Below are 20203 nucleotides of genomic sequence, written 5' to 3'. Positions count from 1 at the left end.
ACTTAGTCCCTAAGTGCCTGATATGCGATATCGCTTCGGTGTTGAGAGCCTTCGAATTCTATATTTTTGACTAATTCATAGGCTAAATTTCGCGCTTCTCTGATATTATTAGCTACACCTACACTTACCAAAACTCTTCCGCCGTCTGCGTAAATTTCGCCGTTTTCTTCGCTAACGCCAGCATAACAAATGTGAGTGTTAGCCGGAATTTTGCCTAAATTAATCTTTGTTTTTGGCGTAGATTTGTAAGGGTAGTTTTCGCTAGCACTTACGACGCCAACGGCGAATTTATCGCGGAGTTTGATGTCTGTTAGCTTGCCAGTGGCTGCATCGTATAAAATTTGGCTTAAATTTCCGTCGATTAAAGGCATCAAAACCTCGCACTCAGGGTCGCCGAATCTGACATTGTATTCGAGCACATACGGCACTCCTTTTACAATCATAAGCCCCACAAAAAGCACTCCGCAAAACGGATTGCCGTCTTTTTTCATACCTCTTAGAGTCGGAGCTACGATTTCGTTTTCGACCCTTTTTATCAGCGCCTCATCTGCTAGCGGGCTTGGAGCGTATGCGCCCATACCGCCTGTGTTTGGACCCTGATCGCGGTTTAGCAATCGTTTGTGATCTTGGGCTACTGGCAAAGAGACGAAATTATCCCCGTCGCAAATCGCGAAAAAGCTAAGCTCAAACCCGTCCAAATACTCCTCGACAACCACGGTTTTACCAGCATCTCCGAAACTGCCTTTTAGCATTTCCCATGCCGCGTCTCTGGCCTCGTCGTGGTTTTGAGCGATTATTACACCCTTGCCTGCACAAAGCCCATCGGCTTTGACTACGACTTTTTCATCTAGGGTGTGGATAAATTTAGAAATTTCCTCAAAATTATCGCTGTTTAAAAATCTAGCGGTGCGGATAGCATTGCGAGCCAAAAACTCCTTCATATAGGCTTTTGAGCCCTCTAAACGAGCTGCCGCTTTACTCGGTCCAAAAATCACTAGACCTTTTGATTTAAATACATCGACAATGCCCTTTGTAAGCGGATCTTCTGGGCCTACAATCGTCAAATCAATTTTGTTGTCTTTCGCAAAATTTGCAAGTTCCTCAAAAGTTTTCAAATCCAAATTTTCGCCAAGTGCGCTAGTCGCGCCATTTCCTGGGGCAAAATATAGATTTGAAACATTTTTATCCTCTTTTAGTCTAAGTGCGATAGCGTATTCTCTGCCACCACTGCCGATGATTAAAATTTTCAAGGTAAAACTCCGTGTAAAAATAGCCCAAGTGAGCGTTGCGTGAAAAAGATTCGGCCTAAAACAAAGCCAATCTTGCAACTAGGACAAGCCCTTAGGTCGCAACCCGTAAGCTCAGAGCCTCAAACCGAGCCGCGTCACACCGGCAAATCACATCGTCGCCTACTAAAATATGTTAGACCCTCATAAATAACGCTGGCGCATCACCCAGGCAAGCGAAATTATATGTTTTTTTGCCTTAAAATACAAGCAAACGCCAAATCCACACACGCTTTTATGCTTTGATTTTCGCTGATTATAGGCTCTGTAAATTTAGATAAAATTTTAGCCGTGCTATTTCCTATGCAAATCGCCTCATACGAGCTATCCCAGCCAAAATTTAAGATAAAACTTTTCGCATTTAGTGGCGAAGTAAAAATTATCACGGAATTTGTGGCTGGTTTTTGCGAAATGCTAGCTTTTTTGGGCGCGTTTTCATAGCCGATTATATGGGTCAAATTTACGCCATTTTCGTGCAAAATTTGGGGCAAATTCGACACTCTGTCTTTGGCACTGATATAAAGCGCGCTTTTGCCCTTTAAATGCGTGGCAATCTCGTGCGCAAACTCGTCGCCATGGGAGTTTTGCGCTACGAAAATATTTTTGTATCCCTGGGCTCTTATCTCGTCAGCGCACGCCTTGCCAATGGCGTAAATTTGGATATTTTCATCAAATTTAATGCCGTTAAATTCCAAAGATTTTACCCCATTTTTCGATGTAAAAATAAGTGCGTCAAATTTGGAATTTATGCTAAATTTATAAAATTTTATCTCGCATAAATTTAGCCAAATCACCCTCTCATCGTCGAATTTAGTGTTTGAAACTAAATAGAGCTGCTCTTCTCGCCCAGCCACTTTTGCACACTCGCGATCTGCGCTAGCACGCTAGAACTGCTAGCCCCGCCGAAAGATTTCCTAGCGTCCATCGAAGCTTTTAGCCCCAAAAATGCAAGCGCATCAGGCGTGATTCGCTCATCGACCAAGCGAAGCTCTTCCGCGCTCATTTGGCTTAGATCCTTGCCTGCTCTCTCTGCTGCGGCTACGCATTTTCCGGTGATGAAATGCGCCTCGCGAAACGCCACGCCCTTTTCTCGCACCAAAAAATCCGCCAAATCAGTCGCGCTTAAATGGCCACGCTCAGTCGCGCTTAGCATATTTTTTTTGTTAAATTTGGCTGTTTTTAGCATTTCATTTAGGATTGCAACGCTCTCCAAAATAGCTTTTACGCTATCAAACACGCCCTCTTTATCCTCTTGCATGTCTTTATTATACGCGAGCGCAAGACCCTTCATAACGGTTAAAAGCCCCATTAAATTTCCATAAGCCCTGCCGGTTTTGCCCCTGATTAGCTCGGCTACATCGGGGTTTTTCTTTTGTGGCATTATCGAGCTTCCAGTCGAATACGCATCGCTTATAGCGATGAAGCCAAATTCGCTCGAACTCCACAAAATCAGCTCTTCGCACAGCCTTGAAGCGTGCATGAAAAATAGGCTAATGTTAAATAAAATTTCAAGGGCGAAATCTCTATCGCTCACGCCGTCCATAGCGTTTTCCATAGGGGCATAAAATCCAAGCGCACTAGCCGTGGCGTGGCGATTTATGCGGTGCGGGGTGCCTGCAAGCGCAGCCGAGCCAAGCGGGCTGAAATTTCCGCGCTCGAAGCTTGAAACAAACCTTTCATAATCTCGCTTAAACATATAAATGTAAGCTAGCAAATGAAAGGCAAGGCTCACAGGCTGGGCGTGTTGGAGGTGAGTGTAACCTGGCATTAAAGCGTCTGTGTGGGAGTTTGAAATTTCAAGCAAGGTTTTAATCAAATTTAAAATTTGAACCGAAATTTCGCGGTTTTTTCGCATTACAAAACGCCTGAAATCAAGGGCTACTTGATCGTTGCGAGAGCGCGCAGTATGGAGCTTGCCGCCGATTTCTTTGCCTACAATTTCGCTTAGGCGTTTTTCTACTGCCATGTGGATATCCTCATCGGCGATTTTCCACTCAAATTTCCCCTCATTAATCTCGGTTAAAATTTGCTCCAAACCAGATTTTATCGCGCTAGCCTCGTCTTTGGTGATGATTCCTGCATCGCCTAGCATGCTTGCATGAGCGATTGAGCCTGCGATATCGTCCTCGTAAAGCTCTCTATCGAACATAATCGAAGCGTTAAATCTCTCCAAAAGCTCGCTACTAGCCTCACTAAACCTGCCTTCCCACATTTTTTTCATCAATAATCCTTAGAATAAATTTATAATTTTGCGTTTCAAACTAGAATTTTTTGGCTCGTCTGTTAGATACAATCTCACCACCCTGCCATTATCCGTGCTGATTTCGAGCTTGGCGCCCCGTTCGCCATTTACGCGCACCCTTAGCATATTTGTGGCGATGTTTTGGATTTCGGGTTTGTCGATTGCGCCGTTGTAGCTGGTTTTGTAGTTTTTGACCTCATCGTTGCAATCTTTTGGCGCAAAAAATATATCGTAAAATTTGCCATTTTTTATGGCTAAATTCTCACCACCACCGACTATAAAATAGTCATATTTTGGGGTTTGAGTAGTAAAATCCCAGCGAATTTTATCTTGCCTTTCTCCCTGTTTATAGCTAAATTCCGCCGTGTAAGTAGCGTCGAATTTAAACACTTCCTTGCTAAAAAGCGCGAATTGTTTGTCATTAAAACGCCTATTTGGATCGCTTTTTTTATCCAAAATTTTAGTATCTTTTATCTCTGCTCCCTCACTATCAAATAGCCTAAATTCGAGCATTTCCACAGGTTTGGCTTGGGGGTGAAATTCTATGCTAATAGGATTTGCTGTAATCGCGCACTCTGGCACAGGGTCAGGAAGCTCGTGGCTAAAAAATGCAAGTGCTGGCTCTTTGTTTGGATAATGCGCGTAAGGCGTGGTATTTAGCGATCTAGTGCGCTCGTAGTTTTCGTTTCGTATGGCAAGGCTTTTGTTTTTGCAAAGCCCTATGATAAATTTGCCGTCCCCACTCTGGCTCTTTCCGCCACCACAAATTTCCTCTAAATACTCATTTCCCATTTCATAGACATAGGCGGATTTTTCGCCCTGCTCATAGTATCCCACGCCAAGGAGATTTGCGTCAAATGTCAAAAACCCAAAACGATGATAAATCGCGCTTAATAGCCCGTCGATTGAGGCTTTGATATCGTGGGCGTTGTAAGAGAGATTTTCTACAATCCCAGAGTTAAACCCTACCGCAAATGCGCGATCGCTTGGAGTTTTGCCACTAAATTCAGCCCTTCCCTCGCTCTCATCATGGGTGACTTCATCGTTTGTAACGACATATTTGGCGTGATTTAGCGCAGCCTTGTCTAAAAGCGAATTTGGCGCAAATGGGTTTAAATTCGAGCTTTGGCGGATATAGTTTATGTAGTTTATCGGCGTATCATAAAAAGAAAAACCGCTTTTACTAGGAAGCGGTTCTTTTAAATTCGCAGGCTCGCCTTTGCAACCCAAAAACAAGCCCGCAGTGCCTAACAAAAGCCAAATTTTAAGCTTTTGGGCCGGCTTTTGCATACTCTACGCCCTCTTTGACATCTTCGTAGCGTTTGAAATTTTCTACAAACATTTTCGCTAATTTCTCGCGAGTTTTTGCGTATTCGTCAGCATTTTCCCAAGTATTGGCTGGATTTAGAAGTTTTGTCTCAACACCAGTTAACTCTTTTGGAACAGCTAAATTAAATTTTTCAAAATTTTCAAATTCGCATTTTGTGATACTTCCATCAAGGATAGCATTTATACAAGCACGAGTTGCCTTTATGCTCATGCGTTTGCCAACGCCATAAGCACCACCGCTCCAACCTGTATTTACTAGATATACATTTACGCCGTGTTTGTCGATTTTCTCGCCTAGAAGTTTTGCATAAACTGTCGGGTGAAGTGGCATAAACGGCTCGCCAAAACAAGCACTAAAAGTCGCCACAGGCTCGGTAATACCGCGCTCAGTTCCTGCGACTTTGGCAGTATATCCGCTTAGGAAATAATACATCGCTTGTTCTTTTGTAAGCTTCGCAACAGGCGGTAAAACGCCAAATGCATCAGCGCTTAGGAAAATGATATTTTTTGGGTGTCCTGCGCTTAGGCTTGGTTTGTGGTTTGCGATATGCTCGATTGGGTAGCTTACGCGGGTATTTTCTGTCTTGCTACCATCGGCGTAATCGACCTTGCCGTTTGCGTCAGCTACGACATTTTCTAAAAGTGCGTTGCGTTTAATCGCACCATAAATTTCAGGTTCTGAGCTTGGATCGAGATTTATACATTTTGCGTAGCAACCACCCTCGAAGTTAAACACGCCCTCATCGTCCCAGCCGTGCTCGTCATCACCGATTAGCGCGCGGTTTGGATCAGTAGAAAGCGTAGTCTTGCCAGTGCCTGAAAGTCCGAAAAATAGCGCAGTGTCGCCGCCAGCTCCGACATTTGCTGAGCAGTGCATTGACATTTTGCCCTCTAATGGTAGCCAGTAATTCATCATAGAAAAAATTCCTTTTTTCATCTCGCCACCATACCATGTGCCACCGATAACTGCGACATTTTCCTCAACATTAAAGATTACAAAAACATCTGAGTTTAGCCCGTCTTTGGCGTAATCCTCATTTACGCATTTGCAAGCGTTATAAACCACGAAATCTGGGTGAAAATTTGCTAACTCATCATCGCTTGGGCGGATAAACATATTTTTTACAAAATGCGCTTGCCACGCTACTTCGGTTACGAAACGCACGCTTTTACGGCTTTTTAGGCTAGCGCCACAATACGCGTCTTGGACATAGATTGATTTGTTTGAAAGCTGATTTTTGGCCTTTGCTAGAAGTTTATCAAAAAGCTCTTTGTTAATCGGTTGGTTGATTTTGCCCCAGCTAATATATTTCGCGCTTGGATCTTGCTTTACAAAATACTTGTCTTTTGGGCTTCTACCTGTAAAAATGCCAGTATCGACCATAAAGGTGCCATTATCGCTTACCTTGCCCTCGTTTGCGCGTTTTTCGTGCTCGAAAAGCTCATCATAGCTAAGGTTATAAAAAATTTCTTTTTCACCGCTAATTCCTAGTTTTTCAAAATCATTTGGAATTCTCATCTTAAATCCTTTTTTAAAAAATTATAAATAAGTAATTATATCGAAATTTGATTAACCTTTATTAGGATTGTGGAATTTGAAGTAAATTTATCGTTTTTGTAAATTTAAAAAGGGGCGAAACCCGCTAAATTCCGCCCCTGTGGTAGTTAAATTTAAAATTATTTTAAGTGGATTAATGGGTCATCTGCATCGACACTTTGACCTTGGAATACCAAAATTTCAGCGACTTCGCCGTCTCTTGGGCTTTCGATGTTTATCTCCATTTTCATAGCTTCTAGCACGACTACGGTTTGACCGGCTACGACTTTTTCGCCAGGTTTGACTAAAATTTTAAACACATTGCTTGGCAGGCTAGCCACGATATCATCGCTATTTGCAGTTGATTTCGCCTCAGTTTTGGTCTCGCTAGGCTCTGCCATGCCAATGCTGACATTGTAGCTATCGCCATTTACCAAGACCTTATTTCCGCTAAATTCCACTGCATAGGCTTTGCCATTGACATTAATGTCAAATTTATCAGATTTTGCCTTTTTCTCACTGCCCTCGCTAGATTCTTTTGCTTCGTTTTTGCGGATCATTACCTTGCCCTCGCCTTTTAAGAAGGCAATGCCCTTTTCACGGCACGCAAGAGCGATAAAAATATTTTCCTCGCTTGGCTCGATATTTTCATCTTCTAGCTGTTTTTTGGCATAAGCAATGCTCTTTGTCTCGTCTAAATCAGCCAAATCAACGGCATTTTTGGTAGTAGGCTCTAAGCCAAGTTGCTCGCTAGCTAATCTTACGACCTCGCTATCAGGGGCAACTGGGGTTTTGCCAAAGTATCCTAGCACCATTTTGCCGTATCCCTCAGCGATTTTTTTCCAGTCGCCAAACATTACATTATTAAATGCTTGTTGGAAATAAAATTGACTTACAGGCGTTACGCTCGTGCCATAACCGCCCTTTTCGACGACTTCGCGCATAGCTTTGATGACGGCTGGAAATTTATCCATGATTTTGTTATCGCGCATCATTTGCGTATTTGCGGTTAAGGCACCGCCTGGCATAGGCGAAAATGGGATTATCGGGCTTACCATTGTCGCTTCTGGCGGCAAGAAATAATCCTTCAAACAATCCTCCAAAACCTCTTCGTATTTTAAAATTTTCTCAGCGTCAAAGCCAAAATCAAAATTTTGCCCCTTTGTCGCGTGTAAAATCGTCAAAATATCTGGTTGGCTTGTGCCTCCACTTACTGGATAAGCAGCTAAATCGATTCCATCGACGCCTGCTGCTAAGGCTGCTTGATAGCAAGCCACGCTAACGCCGGCTGTTTCGTGAGTGTGAAGTCTGATATGAACATCGTTTCCTAGGAGTTTGCGCGCTCTTCTTACGGTCTCAAAAACCTTTTGTGGGCTTGAAGTTCCGCTAGCGTCTTTGAAACAAACGCTATCAAAAGGAATTCCAGCCTCTAAAATTTTGCGTAAAATTCCAGCATAAAATTCAGGATCGTGCGCGCCAGAGCAACGAGGTGGTAAATCCATCATAGTAACGGTAATTTCGTGTTTTAAACCGTGCGCTTTGATACGCTCGCCACTATATTTTAAATTTTCGACATCATTTAGGGCGTCAAAATTTCGAATAGTCGTAGTTCCGTGTTTGGCAAAGAGTTTGGCATGCATGTCTATCATTTCGCGCGAACCAGTATCAAGCGTAACGGTATTTACGCCTCTGGCTAGGGTTTGCAGGTTTGCCTCATCTCCCACGGTTTCGCGGAATTTATCCATCATCGCAAACGCGTCTTCGTTTAGATAAAAATACAGACTCTGAAATCTAGCTCCGCCGCCAAATTCAAAGTGTCTAATCCCAGCCTCTTTTGCCGCGCTCACTGCTGGCAAAAAGTCCTTCATCGCTACACGCGCACCAAAGACAGATTGGAAACCATCGCGAAATGTAGTGTCCATAACATCAATAAATTTTTTGCTCATGCTAACTCCTTTAAAATAATTCTAAATTCTACAATTTCTAGCCTAAAAAAGCTTTTAATCCAAAAATTTCTGGATAAATCGCAAGGGCGAAAAGAACTAAAATTTGAAGCCCGATAAACGGCAACACTCCACGATAAATGTCTGTCGTGCGCACTGATTTTGGCGCGACACCTTTTAGGAAAAATATCGAAAATCCAAAAGGTGGCGTCATAAATGATGTTTGTAAATTTACAGCGATTAGTATCGCAAACCAAACTGGATTTATATTCATCGCTTCGACTATCGGGAATAAAATCGGCAAAATGATATATGAAATTTCAACATAATCAAGGAAAAAGCCCAAAATTATGATGACAATCATAGTTAGCGCGATAAATCCCCACTCTTTGCCAGGAAGTGAGTGCATGAAATCCTCCACGACATAGTCCCCGCCCGTGTATGAAAAAATCATAGAAAAGGCTGTTGCGCCCATTAAAATCATAAAAACCATGCCCGAAATTTTCACGCTTTGGCGAAGTGCGTCGTAAAGCAAAGAAAATGAAAATGTGCGGTATAAAAATGACAAAATTATCGCGCCCACACAGCCTACCGATGAGCTTTCTGTTGGAGTTGCGATACCGCCAAAGATTGATCCTAGCACTAGCAAAATCAGCACAAAAACAGGCACGACATTTTTTAGAGCATTAAAAATTTGACGAGCTTTGGTTTCATCATCGATTTTAGGAAGCTCGGGCGCGCAGTCTTTTTTGGCATACGAGATTATGAGGATAAAAACTATATAAAGCCCCACCAAAACGAGCCCCGGCACGATAGCTGCGGAAAATAGCTCGCCTACTGATACCGAAAAAACATCGCCTAAAATGATTAGCACGATTGAAGGTGGAATAATCTGCCCAAGCGTGCCAGAAGCTGCAATAGTGCCGGTAGATAGGGCTTTGTCGTAGCCGTATTTCATCATCACAGGCAGGCTAATAATACCCATAGCAATCACGCTAGCGCCCACGATTCCAGTCGTAGCCGCCAAAAGCGCGCCCACCAAAACAGTGCTAATCGCCACGCCACCGCGAACCCCGCCAAATAAAAACGCCATTGACTCCAAAAGCCTCTCAGCTAAGCGCGTTTTTTGCAAAATCATACCCATTAAAATAAAAAGCGGAACCGCGATTAGAAGCTGATTTTCCATAATCGAGTAAATTCGGTTTGGCATAAGAGAGAAAAACTGGTTGCTCATTTCGCTTATAGCCTCTGTAAAAACCTCGCTTCCCTCGGCGTATTCCCACGCCTCACTCACGCCATAAATAAATCCAAAAATCACCGCCACAGCCCCAAATGTAAAGGCTACCGGAAATCCCAAAAGCAGCATAAAAAGCGCTGCGCCAAACATTATAATCCCTATCATCACACAGCCTTTGCGCTAGAATTTTCGTCTAAAAATTCGCCGCGGTGGTTGTGGATTAGCGAATTTATATTTTTTATCAAAAACCCAAACGAATAAATAAATAAAAAGACATAAGATAGGCTAATAAATGATTTGATTATCCATAAATTCGTTAATCCACCTGGATTTGGGCTGGATTCTTTGCTCTCGTAGGCTTCGAGCGCGAAATCTAGCGAAAAATACGCCACGAGCGCCACAAATGGCAAAATAAAAAAGATTGTGCCCAAAATATTGATAATCGCCTTTGTTTTGGGGCGAAATTTTTCATATAGCACATCGACCCTGACATGGGAATTTTGCTGTAAAGTATAGGTCGAACCAAACAAAAACATCGCCGAAAACAGCCACCAGCTAATCTCTTGCATTGCCACAGAATTCGCGCTTGGAAAGAGATAGCGCGCAACGACATTGTAAAAAACGCAAAGGACTAAAAGAGCTAAAAAAACAATGCTAAAAAAACCTAAAATTTTCGCAAAACTATCGAAAATTTTTTCTAAAATTTGGAGATTTTTCCTCAAATTTGAACCTTTTTGTATTAAATTTCAAAATAAACTTGCGATTTTATCGAAATTTAGCGCAAAAAATAATAAAATAACGAGCAAAAAAAGGATAAAAATGTATTTAAAATTTAACAATAAATATTCTCGCAAATTTCTGCTATTTTGCGCAGTTTGGGCGGGTTTGTGGGTTTGCTTTTCATACTGCTTTTTGCAAAATTTCTTGTTTATGTATCCTGAAATTTTCAGCGCTAGACTTAGGTTTGATCTGTGCGTTTTAGCTCTGGGCGTGATTTTTGTGGCATTTAGCAAGGATAGCCTAAGCACGATTTGTGGGTATTTTTTGTGGTTTTATGGCGCGCTTGGGGGGCTAATTTGTGCGAAAAGCCTATCGTATCTACACAAAGCAGTGCGCGCTAGTAGCGATATGGACGGCGTGATGAACTGCGCTGGGGCGAATAAATTTTTGAATTTTGATTTAAATAAAATTTCGCTTTTTAAATCATATAATTCTTGCGCTTTTGATATACCCACACCGCCTGCAAATTTCGAACTCAGCGGTATGCGTGCGAATTTAATTAGCGCTTATAATGATGGCTGGTATCTTTTTGTAAGCTCAAAAAGCCTAAGTTTGCCTACTCTTTGGTTTATTGTATTTGGGTTTTTTGCTTTTGTCTGTGTTTTGGGAGTGGTTTTGGGATTTATCAGGCGCAGGGGATAGCCCCCCTGCGTGAGTTATTGAACGATAATTAGCGCATCGGAGCTATACACATCTTCTAACGAAGACAATCCGCTCATAGCCCAGACCTTTTTGCATAATCCGTCATAGCCTTTTGTAAGGATAATTTGCTTCTCATCAACGATTTCATAAGTAGCACAAACATCGTTTCTAATCTTAATCGGGTTTGTAACATTTGTCATCGTTGCGATAGAAGAAGAATAATGCGCTTGCGATGTGTAATACGCCATCAAATCGCTAAGAGATGTCGTGATATTATTCATCGTTTTTACCATCTCTGCGTCGTCTCTGGTAGCAGCTAGTCTAGGGATAGCTACCGCCGCCAAGATACCCAAAATAACAATCACGAAAATTAATTCGATCATTGTAAAAGCCTGTTTCATTTTTTATCCTTTGATAAAAATTTTGCAGGCGTATTCTACCACAATCTATAAATTTTTCGCAAATTCTACCATTTTTGATAATAAATTTATTGTATTTGCATCGACGACGATGTAGTGGTTATTTATCAGACTTTTGCCGTTATACAGCGGAGCGACGCCCGTTTTGAGGTCGATTATCGCGCCGCCGCTTTGGTGGATTATAAAATCCCCAGCCGCGATATCCCACAGCGAACAATCGCTAAACCTACCATACGCGCTCGCCCCATTTTCCGCCATTACGCAAAATTTCAGCGCAGAGCCATAGCGAGTAAATTCGAAGCCAAACTTCTCGCATAGCCCCATATACTTGCTTCCCTTGCCATGATGCCCTATCATAAAGGTCTTTGGCGAATTTGGTTTTCGCTCGATTTTTTCGCCGTTTTTATAGACGACGCCACCGCCATTACTGCTATACACATCGCCACTTACAGGCGATGAAATCACCGACAAAATCGGTCTTCCGTCCTCTATCAGCGCGATGCAAACGCAAAATTCGCCATTTCGCGCGATGAATTCCTTCGTCCCATCAAGCGGATCGACTAGCCAAAACCTCTTTGCGCTCATGCGCTCATCTGCGCTCATCACGCTCTCTTCGGAGCAAATCGCAATCCCACTAGGTGCTAGCGTGCTTACAATCGCATCATTTGCAGCCAAATCCGCGGTTGTTAGCGGAGATTTGTCCTCTTTGACATAGACATCAAATTTCTCATAATGCTCCATAATCGCCTTGTTTGCGCGCTTTGCCGCAACCACGGCTAAATTCAAAAGTTCATCTTTATTCATTTTCGCCTCCAAAAATAAGCGGTAAGAATTGTTGTAATCGTAGAATTGAAAGATTTGTATTCTAGCACAACAAAGCTTTAAAAAAGCTAGATTAAATTTTAAGGGCAAAATTTATAAAATTTTTGCAAATTCAAGGGGCAAAAATGGAAATTTTACAAGAATTACAAAATTTAAGCGATGAAAAATACGCCAAATTTAGCGCGAAAATTCTGCCGGGGGCGCGAATTTTGGGCGTGAAAATGCCACATTTACGCGCGCTTGCAAAGCGGGTTTTGCGCGAGCAAAGCGAGGGTGAAATTTTAGAATTTATCCGCGCCAAGGGCGAATTTAGCGAAGAAATGACATTAAAGGCGATTTTGATAAATTCACTAAAAATCAGCGAAAAAAATCGCATAAATTTGGCGCGAGATTTTATCCCGCGCATCACAAACTGGGGCGTTTGCGATACATTTTGCGCCAAACGCAAAAACGATTTAGAGCTTTGGCGGGAATTTACGCTTGGTTTTAGGGAGGCTAGGGGCGAGTTTGAGAAGCGGTTTTTTTATGTAAATTTGCTGGTAAATTTCGTAAATTCGCAGAATTTGGCGCTTTTGCTAGATACTGCACGCGCTGAGCGAAACGAGAAATACTATGTCCAAATGGGGGCAGCGTGGGCACTGTGCGAATTCGCCGTGAAATTTGAGCGTGAAATTTATGAGTTTTTGCAGGGGTATGAAAACGAAAAAATCAAAAATCTTGCGATTAAAAAAATCTGCGAAAGCCTGCGTTTCACCGAGCAAAGCAAGGCAAAATTTAAGGCGTTAAAATCCGCGAAATCCTAAAATTCGCGGAAATTTAATTTATCAAAATTTCAAATTTCTTTCTCAATCTTGCTTGTTTGTTTCGCTGTCGTTTTCTAGCGCATTTACCCTTTTGCCGATGTCTTTGAGCTGCGAAAACTCTTCGATTAGGCGCGGTGCGTCATCTAGGCTAATCGCAAAAGTCCAAATATAATTCATCACCGTAAAAATATACCCAGCGTCTGTTTGTTTGAGCGCCAAAAGATAAGCCGCCAAACTAAATACTAGTGCACAAATCGAGCCTACGATGAGATAGCCAATCGCCTCGCGGTTCGAGATAGCTATGCGAATACGCGAAAGCAAATCGTAGTGGCGCGAAACGGCGATAGGGCTGCCTTTTTCTATGAGATTTACCTCGTTTTCGTTGCGGTTGTTTAGCTTCAAATAAAATCTGTCGTTTTTGCGAATATATCGTGGCAAAAAGGGTGCCAAAACAGCGATTATGATTAGACAAAAGCTCGCTACAATCGGCTCGTAAAAATATAGCATAAAAACACTTCCCAAAATCGAAACCACAGAGGTAAAAAGCATAGGAAAGGAGTGCTCGAAAAAATTTATAAATTCACGCGAAAGTGCGACGCGCGCGCTTGTCTGGCTCACGCTAGCGTTTGTGCTTCGTTCGTTTGAGATGATATTGACGGCTAAATTTGCATAAATTTTGCTAAATGCGTAGGTGTCGATTTTGCGCCTAATAGCGCCCAAAAAACCAAATTCCAAATATCACAAAAATATAAATTATCGCGATTTTTGCCTCGCCTGCTAAAATTTTATTTATCGCAAATCCGCCAAAAATCGGATAGAGCATAAAGGCCAAATTTTCCAAAATCACCAATGAAAATGTAAAAATCAGCTTTTTTATAATGTTTCAACGCGATGAAAATAAGCGTTTTAAACGCGCTTTTTTGCATAAAAATTCCTAAATTTGAATTAAATCGCGCAAGTATAAAGGGGAAAATTTAATAAGATTTAAATTAAAAAAAGTATCTAAAATTTAACTATGCAGTTAAATTTTAGACAATGCAAAATTTATTTGTAGCGATAAGTGATTCTACCCTTATCAAGGCTGTATGGCGTAAGCTCGACTTTGACGCGATCGCCTGGCATGATTTTGATATAGTGCATACGCATTTTGCCTGCGATATGGCACAAAATCACATGCTTGTTATCAAGCTCGACCTTAAATGTCGCATTTGGCAACGCCTCGATTACATTGCCATCAATCTCAATGACATCATCTTTTGCCATTAAATTTTCTCCTTTTAATCTTTCAAGCTTTTGCTTAGAATTTCGACTTTGTTATTTACCACAGCCAAGCAATGCTCATAATGAGCCGTTCTAAGGCCGTCTTTGCTCGTCGTCGTCCATTTGTCTGCGCCCACGACTGGGGTGCCGTCTTTTTGGCAAATCATCGGCTCGATACAAAAAACCATGCCGTTTTTGATTTTTGGCCCTGATTTTGGATTGTTGCCCTCTAAATAATTTGGAATCTCAGGCTCTTCATGCGGTTTTTTGCCGATTCCATGCCCGCAAAATCCATATAGTGGCACATATCCGCGCGCTCTGATAAATTGCTCGATAGCTAGGCATAGCTCTTTAAAATGCATGCCGACCTTTATCGTGTCGATAGCATGATACAGCGCGTCTTTGCTGCATGCGATGAGCTCTTCGTCTGATTTTGAAATTTTGCCAATCGGCAAAGTGCGCGCACTATCGCCGTAATATCCATTTAAGCGAGAGCCTAGATCAATACCTAGTATGTCGCCCTCTTTTAGGATAGTGTTATCAGGTATGCCATGGATTATAACTTCGTTTAGTGAAAGACAAGCTGCGTTTGGGAAACCATAAAGCCCTTTAAATGCTGGATATGCGCCCTTGCTCGTAATAAAATCATCGATTTTTTTATCCACTTCTAAAAGCGTCATACCCGGTTTTATGAATTCTTCCGCATAATCAAGGGCAGCGGCGACGATTTTATTCGCCGCCCGCAAACCCTCTAAATCTTTTTGATTTTTGAGTAAAATTGCCATTTTATAGTCCAACGGCACTTAGGGTTTGGTATTTGTTCATATACACTTGCGCTTCGATTCTTCTCATAGTATCAAGTGCGACCGATACTACGATTAGCACGCTCGTGCCACCGAAATAAAATGGAACGCCCATAAATTTGACTAGCAACCATGGAATAACAGTCACCAAGCCTAGATAAATCGAACCCCAAAATGTAAGGCGAGATGCAACATCGTTTAGAAATGTCGCTGTGCCCTCACCTGGACGAATTCCAGGGATAAATCCACCTTGTTTTTTCAAATTTTCGCTGATATCTTTGGAATTAAACGCGATTGAAGCGTAAAAATAGGCAAAAAATACAACTAAAATAAATGTCAAAAGATTAAAGAAATAGCTACTTGGATTGATAAAGTCAGCTACTTTTTGGACAAAAGAATTTGTGCTAGCAGTCAAAATCGTGCTAGGAAACATCAATACCGCACTAGCGAAAATCGGCGGAATAACACCGCTTAAATTTAGCTTGATTGGCACATAATTCATAATGCGTTTGTTTTGGTTCGCCATTAAAATTTTGCGAGGAAACGAGATTGGAATCCTGCGCTCGCCTAGCTCGACATACAAAATCGCCGCGATTGTAGCAAAAATAATTAAGGCGATTGCGATTAATTTTAAGATATTAAGTTCGCCGTTATTTACGAGCTGAACTGTGCCGCCGATCGCCGTTGGTATCGCGCTAACAATACCGGCAAAAATGATTAAGCTCGTGCCGTTTCCAACACCTCTTTGAGTAATCTGCTCGCCAATCCACATCAAAAGCATAGTGCCTACAAGCATAGAAATACACGAAATAAATATAAATTCGTTTGTATTTTCTGCCATGATAGCCTTCGCGCCATTTACGCCCGTAATGCCCTGCAAACCGATACTAACACCGATTGCTTGCACAAGCGCAATAGCGATTGTAGCGTAACGAATAATTTGCATATATTTTTGCATACCGTCACGCTCTTTTTTTAGTTTGCCTAAATTTGGAAATGTAGCAGATAATAGCTCCATAATAATCGAAGCTGTAATGTATGGCATAATGCCCAGCGAAATGACGCTAAATCTTTCGACCGCGCCACCGCTAAACATATTAAACATACCAAAGGCATTGTCTTTGTTTGTATTGAAAAATTCTTTTATCACCTCAACATCAACGCCCGGCACTGGCACATAAGCCAGTAGCCTGAAAGCAAATAGAAAACCCAATGTAATGAGTATCTTGTTGCGAAGTGTTTTGTTCATTAGTTTTGTCCGCTAAATTTTACATTTTCGTCTTTTATCTTGCTAGCAAGATCTTTTGCACTTGCACCGATAAGTTTTACTACTTTTACAGAGCTAGACATTTTATGAACAGTTCTGATAGTATCAACTGTAATCTCGCTTAGCTCTTTTACAGCTGAAATTTTTTCTACATTGATTACATAAGGTTTTTCAAATCTTGAATAAAAACCAACTTTTGGTAATCTTCTTTGAAGTGGTTGTTGGCCACCCTCAAAACCTCTTTTTTCATGTGAGCCAGTGCGCGCAGTTTGACCTTTGCCACCGCGACCTGCTGTTTTGCCAAGACCGCTACCTTGACCACGACCTAGTCTTTTGGTGCTATGAGTAGAGCCTGGTGCTTTTTGAAGATTTTCTAATCCCATCTTAAATCCTTGTTAGTGTTTTAGCATGCTAAGAGCCTTCATTGTAGCTCTTACGACATTTGATGAGTTGTTTGAACCAAGAGACTTAGTCAAAATATCTTTAACGCCTGCAAGTTCTAAAACAGGGCGAACAGATCCGCCTGCGATTACGCCGGTACCTTCGCTAGCTGGTTTAAGCAAAATTCTACTAGCGTTATATTTAACCTCTACATCGTGAGTAATTGTCGAACCGTTTAGTTTAACCTCGATGATATTTTTAAACGCATCATCTACGGCTTTTTTAATCGCGTCTGGAACCTCTTTTGATTTTCCAAAACCAAAGCCAACTAAACCATTTCTGTTACCAACAACGATTAGGGCAGTAAATCTAAATCTTCTACCACCTTTTACGACCTTTGTAACCCTACCGATATTAACGATTACTTCTTCGAATTCTTCTCTATTATATTTTTCCACGATAATTCCTTTGGTTTATAGTTTGATGCCGTTTTCGCGTAACGCATCAGCAAAACTTACAATCACTCCGTGATATAAATAACCGTTTCTATCAAAAAGCGCCTCAGAAATGCCTTTATCTTTTAGCTTAGCAGCCAAATCTTTGCCAAGGCTAGCAGCGCCTTCTTTGTTTGCTTTCACACCCAAAGTTTTACCGCTGGCAGCGCATATTGTTTTTCCCTCAACATCATCGATTACTTGCGCATAAACTGTTCTATTTGATTTGAAAATAGAAATTCTAGGGCAAGAGCTAGTGCCGGAAATTTTTGCACGAATTCTTCTTTTTCTCTTAATTCTTAGAGATATTTTTCTTTTTAATACATTTGCTGTCATTTCTCAACCCTTATTTTTTAGATGTTTTACCGGCTTTGCGGATAATATGCTCTTCGACATATTTTACACCTTTGCCTTTGTATGGCTCAGGTGGTCTAAATCCTCTAATCTCAGCAGCGACTTGACCAACTTTTTGTTTATCGTCGCCTTTGATTGTGATGATGTTTTTATCTACTGAAATTTCAATACCTGCTGGTGAATCGAAATTTATCGGATGAGAAAAACCTAGGTTTAGCTCTAAAACTTTGCCTTTCATCGCAGCTCTGTAACCAACGCCGTTGATTTCAAGCTGTTTTGTGAAGCCGTCAGTTAGGCCAATAACGATGTTGTTAGCTAGCGCACGGTATGTTCCCCAATACGCTCTGCTTTGTCTATCTTCACCTTTTGGTGAAAATGAAATTTGGCCATCTTCGATTTTAACATCGACATTGCCCTTTAAATCAAGGACTCTTTCGTTGTTTGCTTTTTTAAATTTTAAAGATGAACCATCGATTTTTACCTCTACTCCGTTTGGAATAGAGATAGGTTTTTTACCAATTCTTGACATAATTTTCCTTTTTATTTGTCTAGGGTATGACTACTTTTACGAATGGATACCACAATGCCATAAAAAGTAGAACTTTTTACCAAATAGTGCAAAGCACTTCGCCGCCAACGCCAGCTTTACTAGCTTCGATACCGCTCATAACGCCTTTGCTAGTGCTAACAACTACTGTTCCATAACCATTTTTAAATCTTTTGATCTCGTCTTTACCTTGATAAACACGGCGTCCTGGTTTTGAAACTCTTTTTACTTCATTGATTACACTTCTGCCTTTTTCATCATATTTTAAAACAACATTGATGAATTTTTTGTTTCCCTCTTCTACTACATTGTAGCTCTCGATATAGCCCTTTTGAGCTAAAATTTTAAGGGTAGCCTCTACAACATTTGAGTGAAACAATTTAGCAGTGTCTAAGCGTCTCATAGCTGCATTTCTAATGCGGGTTAATCCGTCTGAAATAAGATCATTTACCATATCTACTCCTTTTTACCAGCTAGCTTTTTTAAGGCCAGGGATTAGACCCTCATTAGCCATTTTTCTTAAACATACACGGCAAATTCCAAAATCTCTATAAACAGAGTGCGGACGACCGCAAATTTGGCATCTTGTATATGCACGAGAGCTGAATTTAGCAGGGCGTTTTGCCTTAGCTATCATTGATTTTTTTGCCATATTACTTTCCTTTTGCGAAAGGCATGCCAAATAATTCTAGCAATTTAAACGCCTCTTTATCGCTATTTGTTGTAGTTACGATTGTAATGTTCATACCGTGAGTTCTTAGGATATTATCATACTCTACCTCAGGGAACATTAATTGCTCTTGCAAACCGAAGTTATAGTTACCGCGACCATCAAAGCCATTGCGTGCAACACCACGGAAGTCTTTTACTCTTGGTAATGCGATTGAGATAAGTTTATCAAAAAACGCATACATTTGCTCTTTGCGCAATGTAACCATAATACCGACAGGAAATCCCTCTCTGACTTTAAAACCAGCAACTGATTTTTTTGCATTTACAATAAGTGCTTTTTGACCTGCAATCAAAGAGATTGTATCAGCCATGTTTTGAAGCACTTTTTGATCTTTGCCAGATTCGCCTACACCAACGCTAATTACGATTTTTTCAAGTGCCGGAATTAGCATAGGATTTTTTATATCAAATTCTTTTTGTAAAGCTGGTCTAATTGACTCAACATATTTAGTTTGTAATCTGTTCATAATCAACCCTCAACCAATGCGACATTTGAAATATCCATAGGCATTTCTTTGTTTGTGAAACCACCACTTGGATTTTGCTCAGTTGGTTTAACAGCTTTTTTAGCTATTTTACAACCCTCAACTATAACTTGTGATTTTTTAGGGAAAACAGCTTTTACAACGCCAGTTTTGCCTTTATCATCACCTGCGATAATTTTTACTTGATCGCCTTTTTTAATCTTAAATTTCACTGCCATTATAGAACCTCCGGAGCCAATGAAACGATTTTCATAAAACCGCCGTATCTGACTTCTCTACCGATTGGGCCAAAAATACGAGTGCCAATCGGCTCTTTTTTTGCATCCAAAATTACAGCTGCATTTTCATCAAATCTAATCAAAGAGCCATTTCCTCTGTGAAGCTCTTTTTTTGTTCTAACGACGACGGCTTTTACAACTTGACCGCGTTTAATCTTGCCATTTGGTAGAGCTTTTTTTACAGAACAAACTATAATATCGCCTACTGTTGCATAGCGGCGTTTGCTACCACCCAAAACTTTAATACACATAAGTTCTTTTGCACCGCTGTTATCAGCTACTGCAAGTCTTGTAAAACTTTGTATCATTATTCAACTCCTGTTTTCAAAACCGCTTTTAAGCGAAATGTTTTTTTCGCACTAAGTGGTCTGCACTCAACTGCTGATATAGTATCGCCGATTTTGACGATATTGTTCTCGTCATGGATAAGATATTTTTTAAATCTTTTGACGATTTTTCTATATCTTGGGTGGATAACTCTTCTCTCTACCAAAATAGTAGCAGTTTTATTGCCCGCTTTTTTTACGACTACGCCTTGAATTTCTCTTTTAAATGCCATAAC

The 20203-nt window shown here is 41.1% G+C and carries 27 protein-coding genes; 2 read left to right on the top strand and 25 right to left on the bottom strand.

Annotated features, from left to right (window positions below; translation table 11 throughout):
* Positions 1 to 2: 2 nt before the first annotated feature.
* The 8 genes from purD to OFO07_RS06540 all read right to left on the bottom strand — a co-directional run bounded on the left by purD (position 3) and on the right by OFO07_RS06540 (position 10296).
* Positions 3 to 1250: a phosphoribosylamine--glycine ligase gene (gene purD, locus OFO07_RS06575; protein WP_270864713.1), complete on the bottom strand. Its 1248-nt coding sequence runs from the start codon at positions 1248 to 1250 to the stop codon at positions 3 to 5.
* Positions 1251 to 1468: 218 nt separating this feature from the next.
* On the bottom strand, positions 1469 to 2140 hold the full coding sequence (locus OFO07_RS06570; protein WP_270871372.1) for a uroporphyrinogen-III synthase: 672 nt from the start codon (positions 2138 to 2140) through the stop codon (positions 1469 to 1471).
* Positions 2110 to 3507 carry an argininosuccinate lyase gene (gene argH / locus OFO07_RS06565; RefSeq protein ID WP_270871371.1) on the bottom strand — a complete coding sequence of 466 codons (1398 nt, stop codon included), beginning with the start codon at positions 3505 to 3507 and terminating at the stop codon, positions 2110 to 2112. The genes OFO07_RS06570 and argH overlap by 31 nt, the downstream gene beginning before the upstream one ends.
* 9 nt (positions 3508 to 3516) lie before the next feature.
* A complete protein-coding gene (locus OFO07_RS06560; RefSeq protein ID WP_270871370.1) occupies positions 3517 to 4818 on the bottom strand; it encodes a CAP domain-containing protein in 1302 nt (433 codons plus the stop codon).
* The gene (gene pckA, locus OFO07_RS06555) at positions 4793 to 6376 is read right to left on the bottom strand and encodes a phosphoenolpyruvate carboxykinase (ATP) (protein ID WP_270871369.1); all 1584 of its coding nucleotides are present in this window, start codon (positions 6374 to 6376) and stop codon (positions 4793 to 4795) included. Before pckA ends, OFO07_RS06560 begins: the two co-directional genes overlap by 26 nt.
* Before the next feature lie 158 nt (positions 6377 to 6534).
* A complete protein-coding gene (locus OFO07_RS06550) occupies positions 6535 to 8340 on the bottom strand; it encodes a biotin/lipoyl-containing protein (protein WP_270871368.1) in 1806 nt (601 codons plus the stop codon).
* A gap of 37 nt (positions 8341 to 8377) precedes the next feature.
* The gene (locus tag OFO07_RS06545) at positions 8378 to 9739 is read right to left on the bottom strand and encodes a TRAP transporter large permease (RefSeq protein ID WP_270871367.1); all 1362 of its coding nucleotides are present in this window, start codon (positions 9737 to 9739) and stop codon (positions 8378 to 8380) included.
* Positions 9739 to 10296 carry a TRAP transporter small permease subunit gene (locus OFO07_RS06540; RefSeq protein ID WP_270871366.1) on the bottom strand — a complete coding sequence of 186 codons (558 nt, stop codon included), beginning with the start codon at positions 10294 to 10296 and terminating at the stop codon, positions 9739 to 9741. The genes OFO07_RS06545 and OFO07_RS06540 overlap by 1 nt, the downstream gene beginning before the upstream one ends.
* Before the next feature lie 97 nt (positions 10297 to 10393).
* Here OFO07_RS06540 and OFO07_RS06535 point away from each other — a divergent pair, with 97 nt between their 5' ends.
* Positions 10394 to 10996, top strand: a complete 603-nt coding sequence (locus tag OFO07_RS06535) for a hypothetical protein (RefSeq protein ID WP_270871365.1) — start codon at positions 10394 to 10396, stop codon at positions 10994 to 10996.
* Between the two features lie 14 nt (positions 10997 to 11010).
* On the opposite strand, the gene OFO07_RS06530 is transcribed toward OFO07_RS06535, so the two are convergent.
* A complete protein-coding gene (locus OFO07_RS06530) occupies positions 11011 to 11397 on the bottom strand; it encodes a type II secretion system protein (RefSeq protein ID WP_270871364.1) in 387 nt (128 codons plus the stop codon).
* A gap of 45 nt (positions 11398 to 11442) precedes the next feature.
* Positions 11443 to 12219, bottom strand: coding sequence for a 3'(2'),5'-bisphosphate nucleotidase CysQ family protein (locus tag OFO07_RS06525; protein WP_270871363.1), 777 nt, complete (start codon positions 12217 to 12219; stop codon positions 11443 to 11445).
* Positions 12220 to 12362: 143 nt separating this feature from the next.
* Between OFO07_RS06525 and OFO07_RS06520 the strand changes: the two genes are divergently transcribed.
* Complete coding sequence (locus OFO07_RS06520; protein ID WP_270871362.1) at positions 12363 to 13040, top strand: DNA alkylation repair protein; 678 nt, start codon at positions 12363 to 12365, stop codon at positions 13038 to 13040.
* 42 nt (positions 13041 to 13082) lie between these two features.
* Here OFO07_RS06520 and OFO07_RS06515 read toward each other — a convergent pair whose 3' ends face one another.
* From OFO07_RS06515 to rpsQ, 15 genes are all read right to left on the bottom strand, one after another.
* Entirely contained in the window at positions 13083 to 13775 is a 693-nt protein-coding gene (locus OFO07_RS06515) for an ABC transporter six-transmembrane domain-containing protein (protein WP_270871361.1), read from the bottom strand.
* Entirely contained in the window at positions 13747 to 13863 is a 117-nt protein-coding gene (locus OFO07_RS06510; protein ID WP_270871360.1) for an ABC transporter six-transmembrane domain-containing protein, read from the bottom strand. Before OFO07_RS06510 ends, OFO07_RS06515 begins: the two co-directional genes overlap by 29 nt.
* A gap of 221 nt (positions 13864 to 14084) precedes the next feature.
* Positions 14085 to 14303, bottom strand: a complete 219-nt coding sequence (gene infA, locus OFO07_RS06505; RefSeq protein ID WP_005869854.1) for a translation initiation factor IF-1 — start codon at positions 14301 to 14303, stop codon at positions 14085 to 14087.
* Positions 14304 to 14317: 14 nt separating this feature from the next.
* Positions 14318 to 15085, bottom strand: a complete 768-nt coding sequence (gene map, locus OFO07_RS06500; RefSeq protein ID WP_270858558.1) for a type I methionyl aminopeptidase — start codon at positions 15083 to 15085, stop codon at positions 14318 to 14320.
* Between the two features lies 1 nt (position 15086).
* Positions 15087 to 16352 carry a preprotein translocase subunit SecY gene (secY, locus tag OFO07_RS06495; protein WP_270858559.1) on the bottom strand — a complete coding sequence of 422 codons (1266 nt, stop codon included), beginning with the start codon at positions 16350 to 16352 and terminating at the stop codon, positions 15087 to 15089.
* On the bottom strand, positions 16352 to 16753 hold the full coding sequence (rplO, locus tag OFO07_RS06490; protein ID WP_270858560.1) for a 50S ribosomal protein L15: 402 nt from the start codon (positions 16751 to 16753) through the stop codon (positions 16352 to 16354). Before rplO ends, secY begins: the two co-directional genes overlap by 1 nt.
* 12 nt (positions 16754 to 16765) lie before the next feature.
* Entirely contained in the window at positions 16766 to 17209 is a 444-nt protein-coding gene (gene rpsE, locus OFO07_RS06485) for a 30S ribosomal protein S5 (RefSeq protein ID WP_270858561.1), read from the bottom strand.
* A 15-nt stretch (positions 17210 to 17224) separates the two neighbouring features.
* On the bottom strand, positions 17225 to 17581 hold the full coding sequence (rplR, locus tag OFO07_RS06480) for a 50S ribosomal protein L18 (protein ID WP_270858562.1): 357 nt from the start codon (positions 17579 to 17581) through the stop codon (positions 17225 to 17227).
* Between the two features lie 10 nt (positions 17582 to 17591).
* On the bottom strand, positions 17592 to 18128 hold the full coding sequence (rplF, locus tag OFO07_RS06475) for a 50S ribosomal protein L6 (RefSeq protein WP_270858563.1): 537 nt from the start codon (positions 18126 to 18128) through the stop codon (positions 17592 to 17594).
* A gap of 76 nt (positions 18129 to 18204) precedes the next feature.
* Positions 18205 to 18600: a 30S ribosomal protein S8 gene (gene rpsH, locus OFO07_RS06470; RefSeq protein WP_270858564.1), complete on the bottom strand. Its 396-nt coding sequence runs from the start codon at positions 18598 to 18600 to the stop codon at positions 18205 to 18207.
* Between the two features lie 12 nt (positions 18601 to 18612).
* A complete protein-coding gene (locus OFO07_RS06465) occupies positions 18613 to 18798 on the bottom strand; it encodes a type Z 30S ribosomal protein S14 (protein WP_270858565.1) in 186 nt (61 codons plus the stop codon).
* Between the two features lies 1 nt (position 18799).
* A complete protein-coding gene (gene rplE, locus OFO07_RS06460; RefSeq protein WP_270858566.1) occupies positions 18800 to 19345 on the bottom strand; it encodes a 50S ribosomal protein L5 in 546 nt (181 codons plus the stop codon).
* 2 nt (positions 19346 to 19347) lie between these two features.
* Positions 19348 to 19581, bottom strand: a complete 234-nt coding sequence (gene rplX, locus OFO07_RS06455) for a 50S ribosomal protein L24 (protein ID WP_270858567.1) — start codon at positions 19579 to 19581, stop codon at positions 19348 to 19350.
* Positions 19581 to 19949, bottom strand: a complete 369-nt coding sequence (gene rplN, locus OFO07_RS06450) for a 50S ribosomal protein L14 (protein ID WP_270858568.1) — start codon at positions 19947 to 19949, stop codon at positions 19581 to 19583. The genes rplX and rplN overlap by 1 nt, the downstream gene beginning before the upstream one ends.
* Entirely contained in the window at positions 19949 to 20200 is a 252-nt protein-coding gene (gene rpsQ / locus OFO07_RS06445) for a 30S ribosomal protein S17 (RefSeq protein WP_270858569.1), read from the bottom strand. Before rpsQ ends, rplN begins: the two co-directional genes overlap by 1 nt.
* Positions 20201 to 20203: the final 3 nt, after the last annotated feature.

This window comes from Campylobacter sp. JMF_06 NA1 (assembly GCF_027737785.1).
Classification (GTDB): domain Bacteria; phylum Campylobacterota; class Campylobacteria; order Campylobacterales; family Campylobacteraceae; genus Campylobacter_B.
The sequence above is the reverse complement of the archived record's forward strand: the minus strand, read 5'-3'. Positions and strand labels throughout refer to the sequence as shown.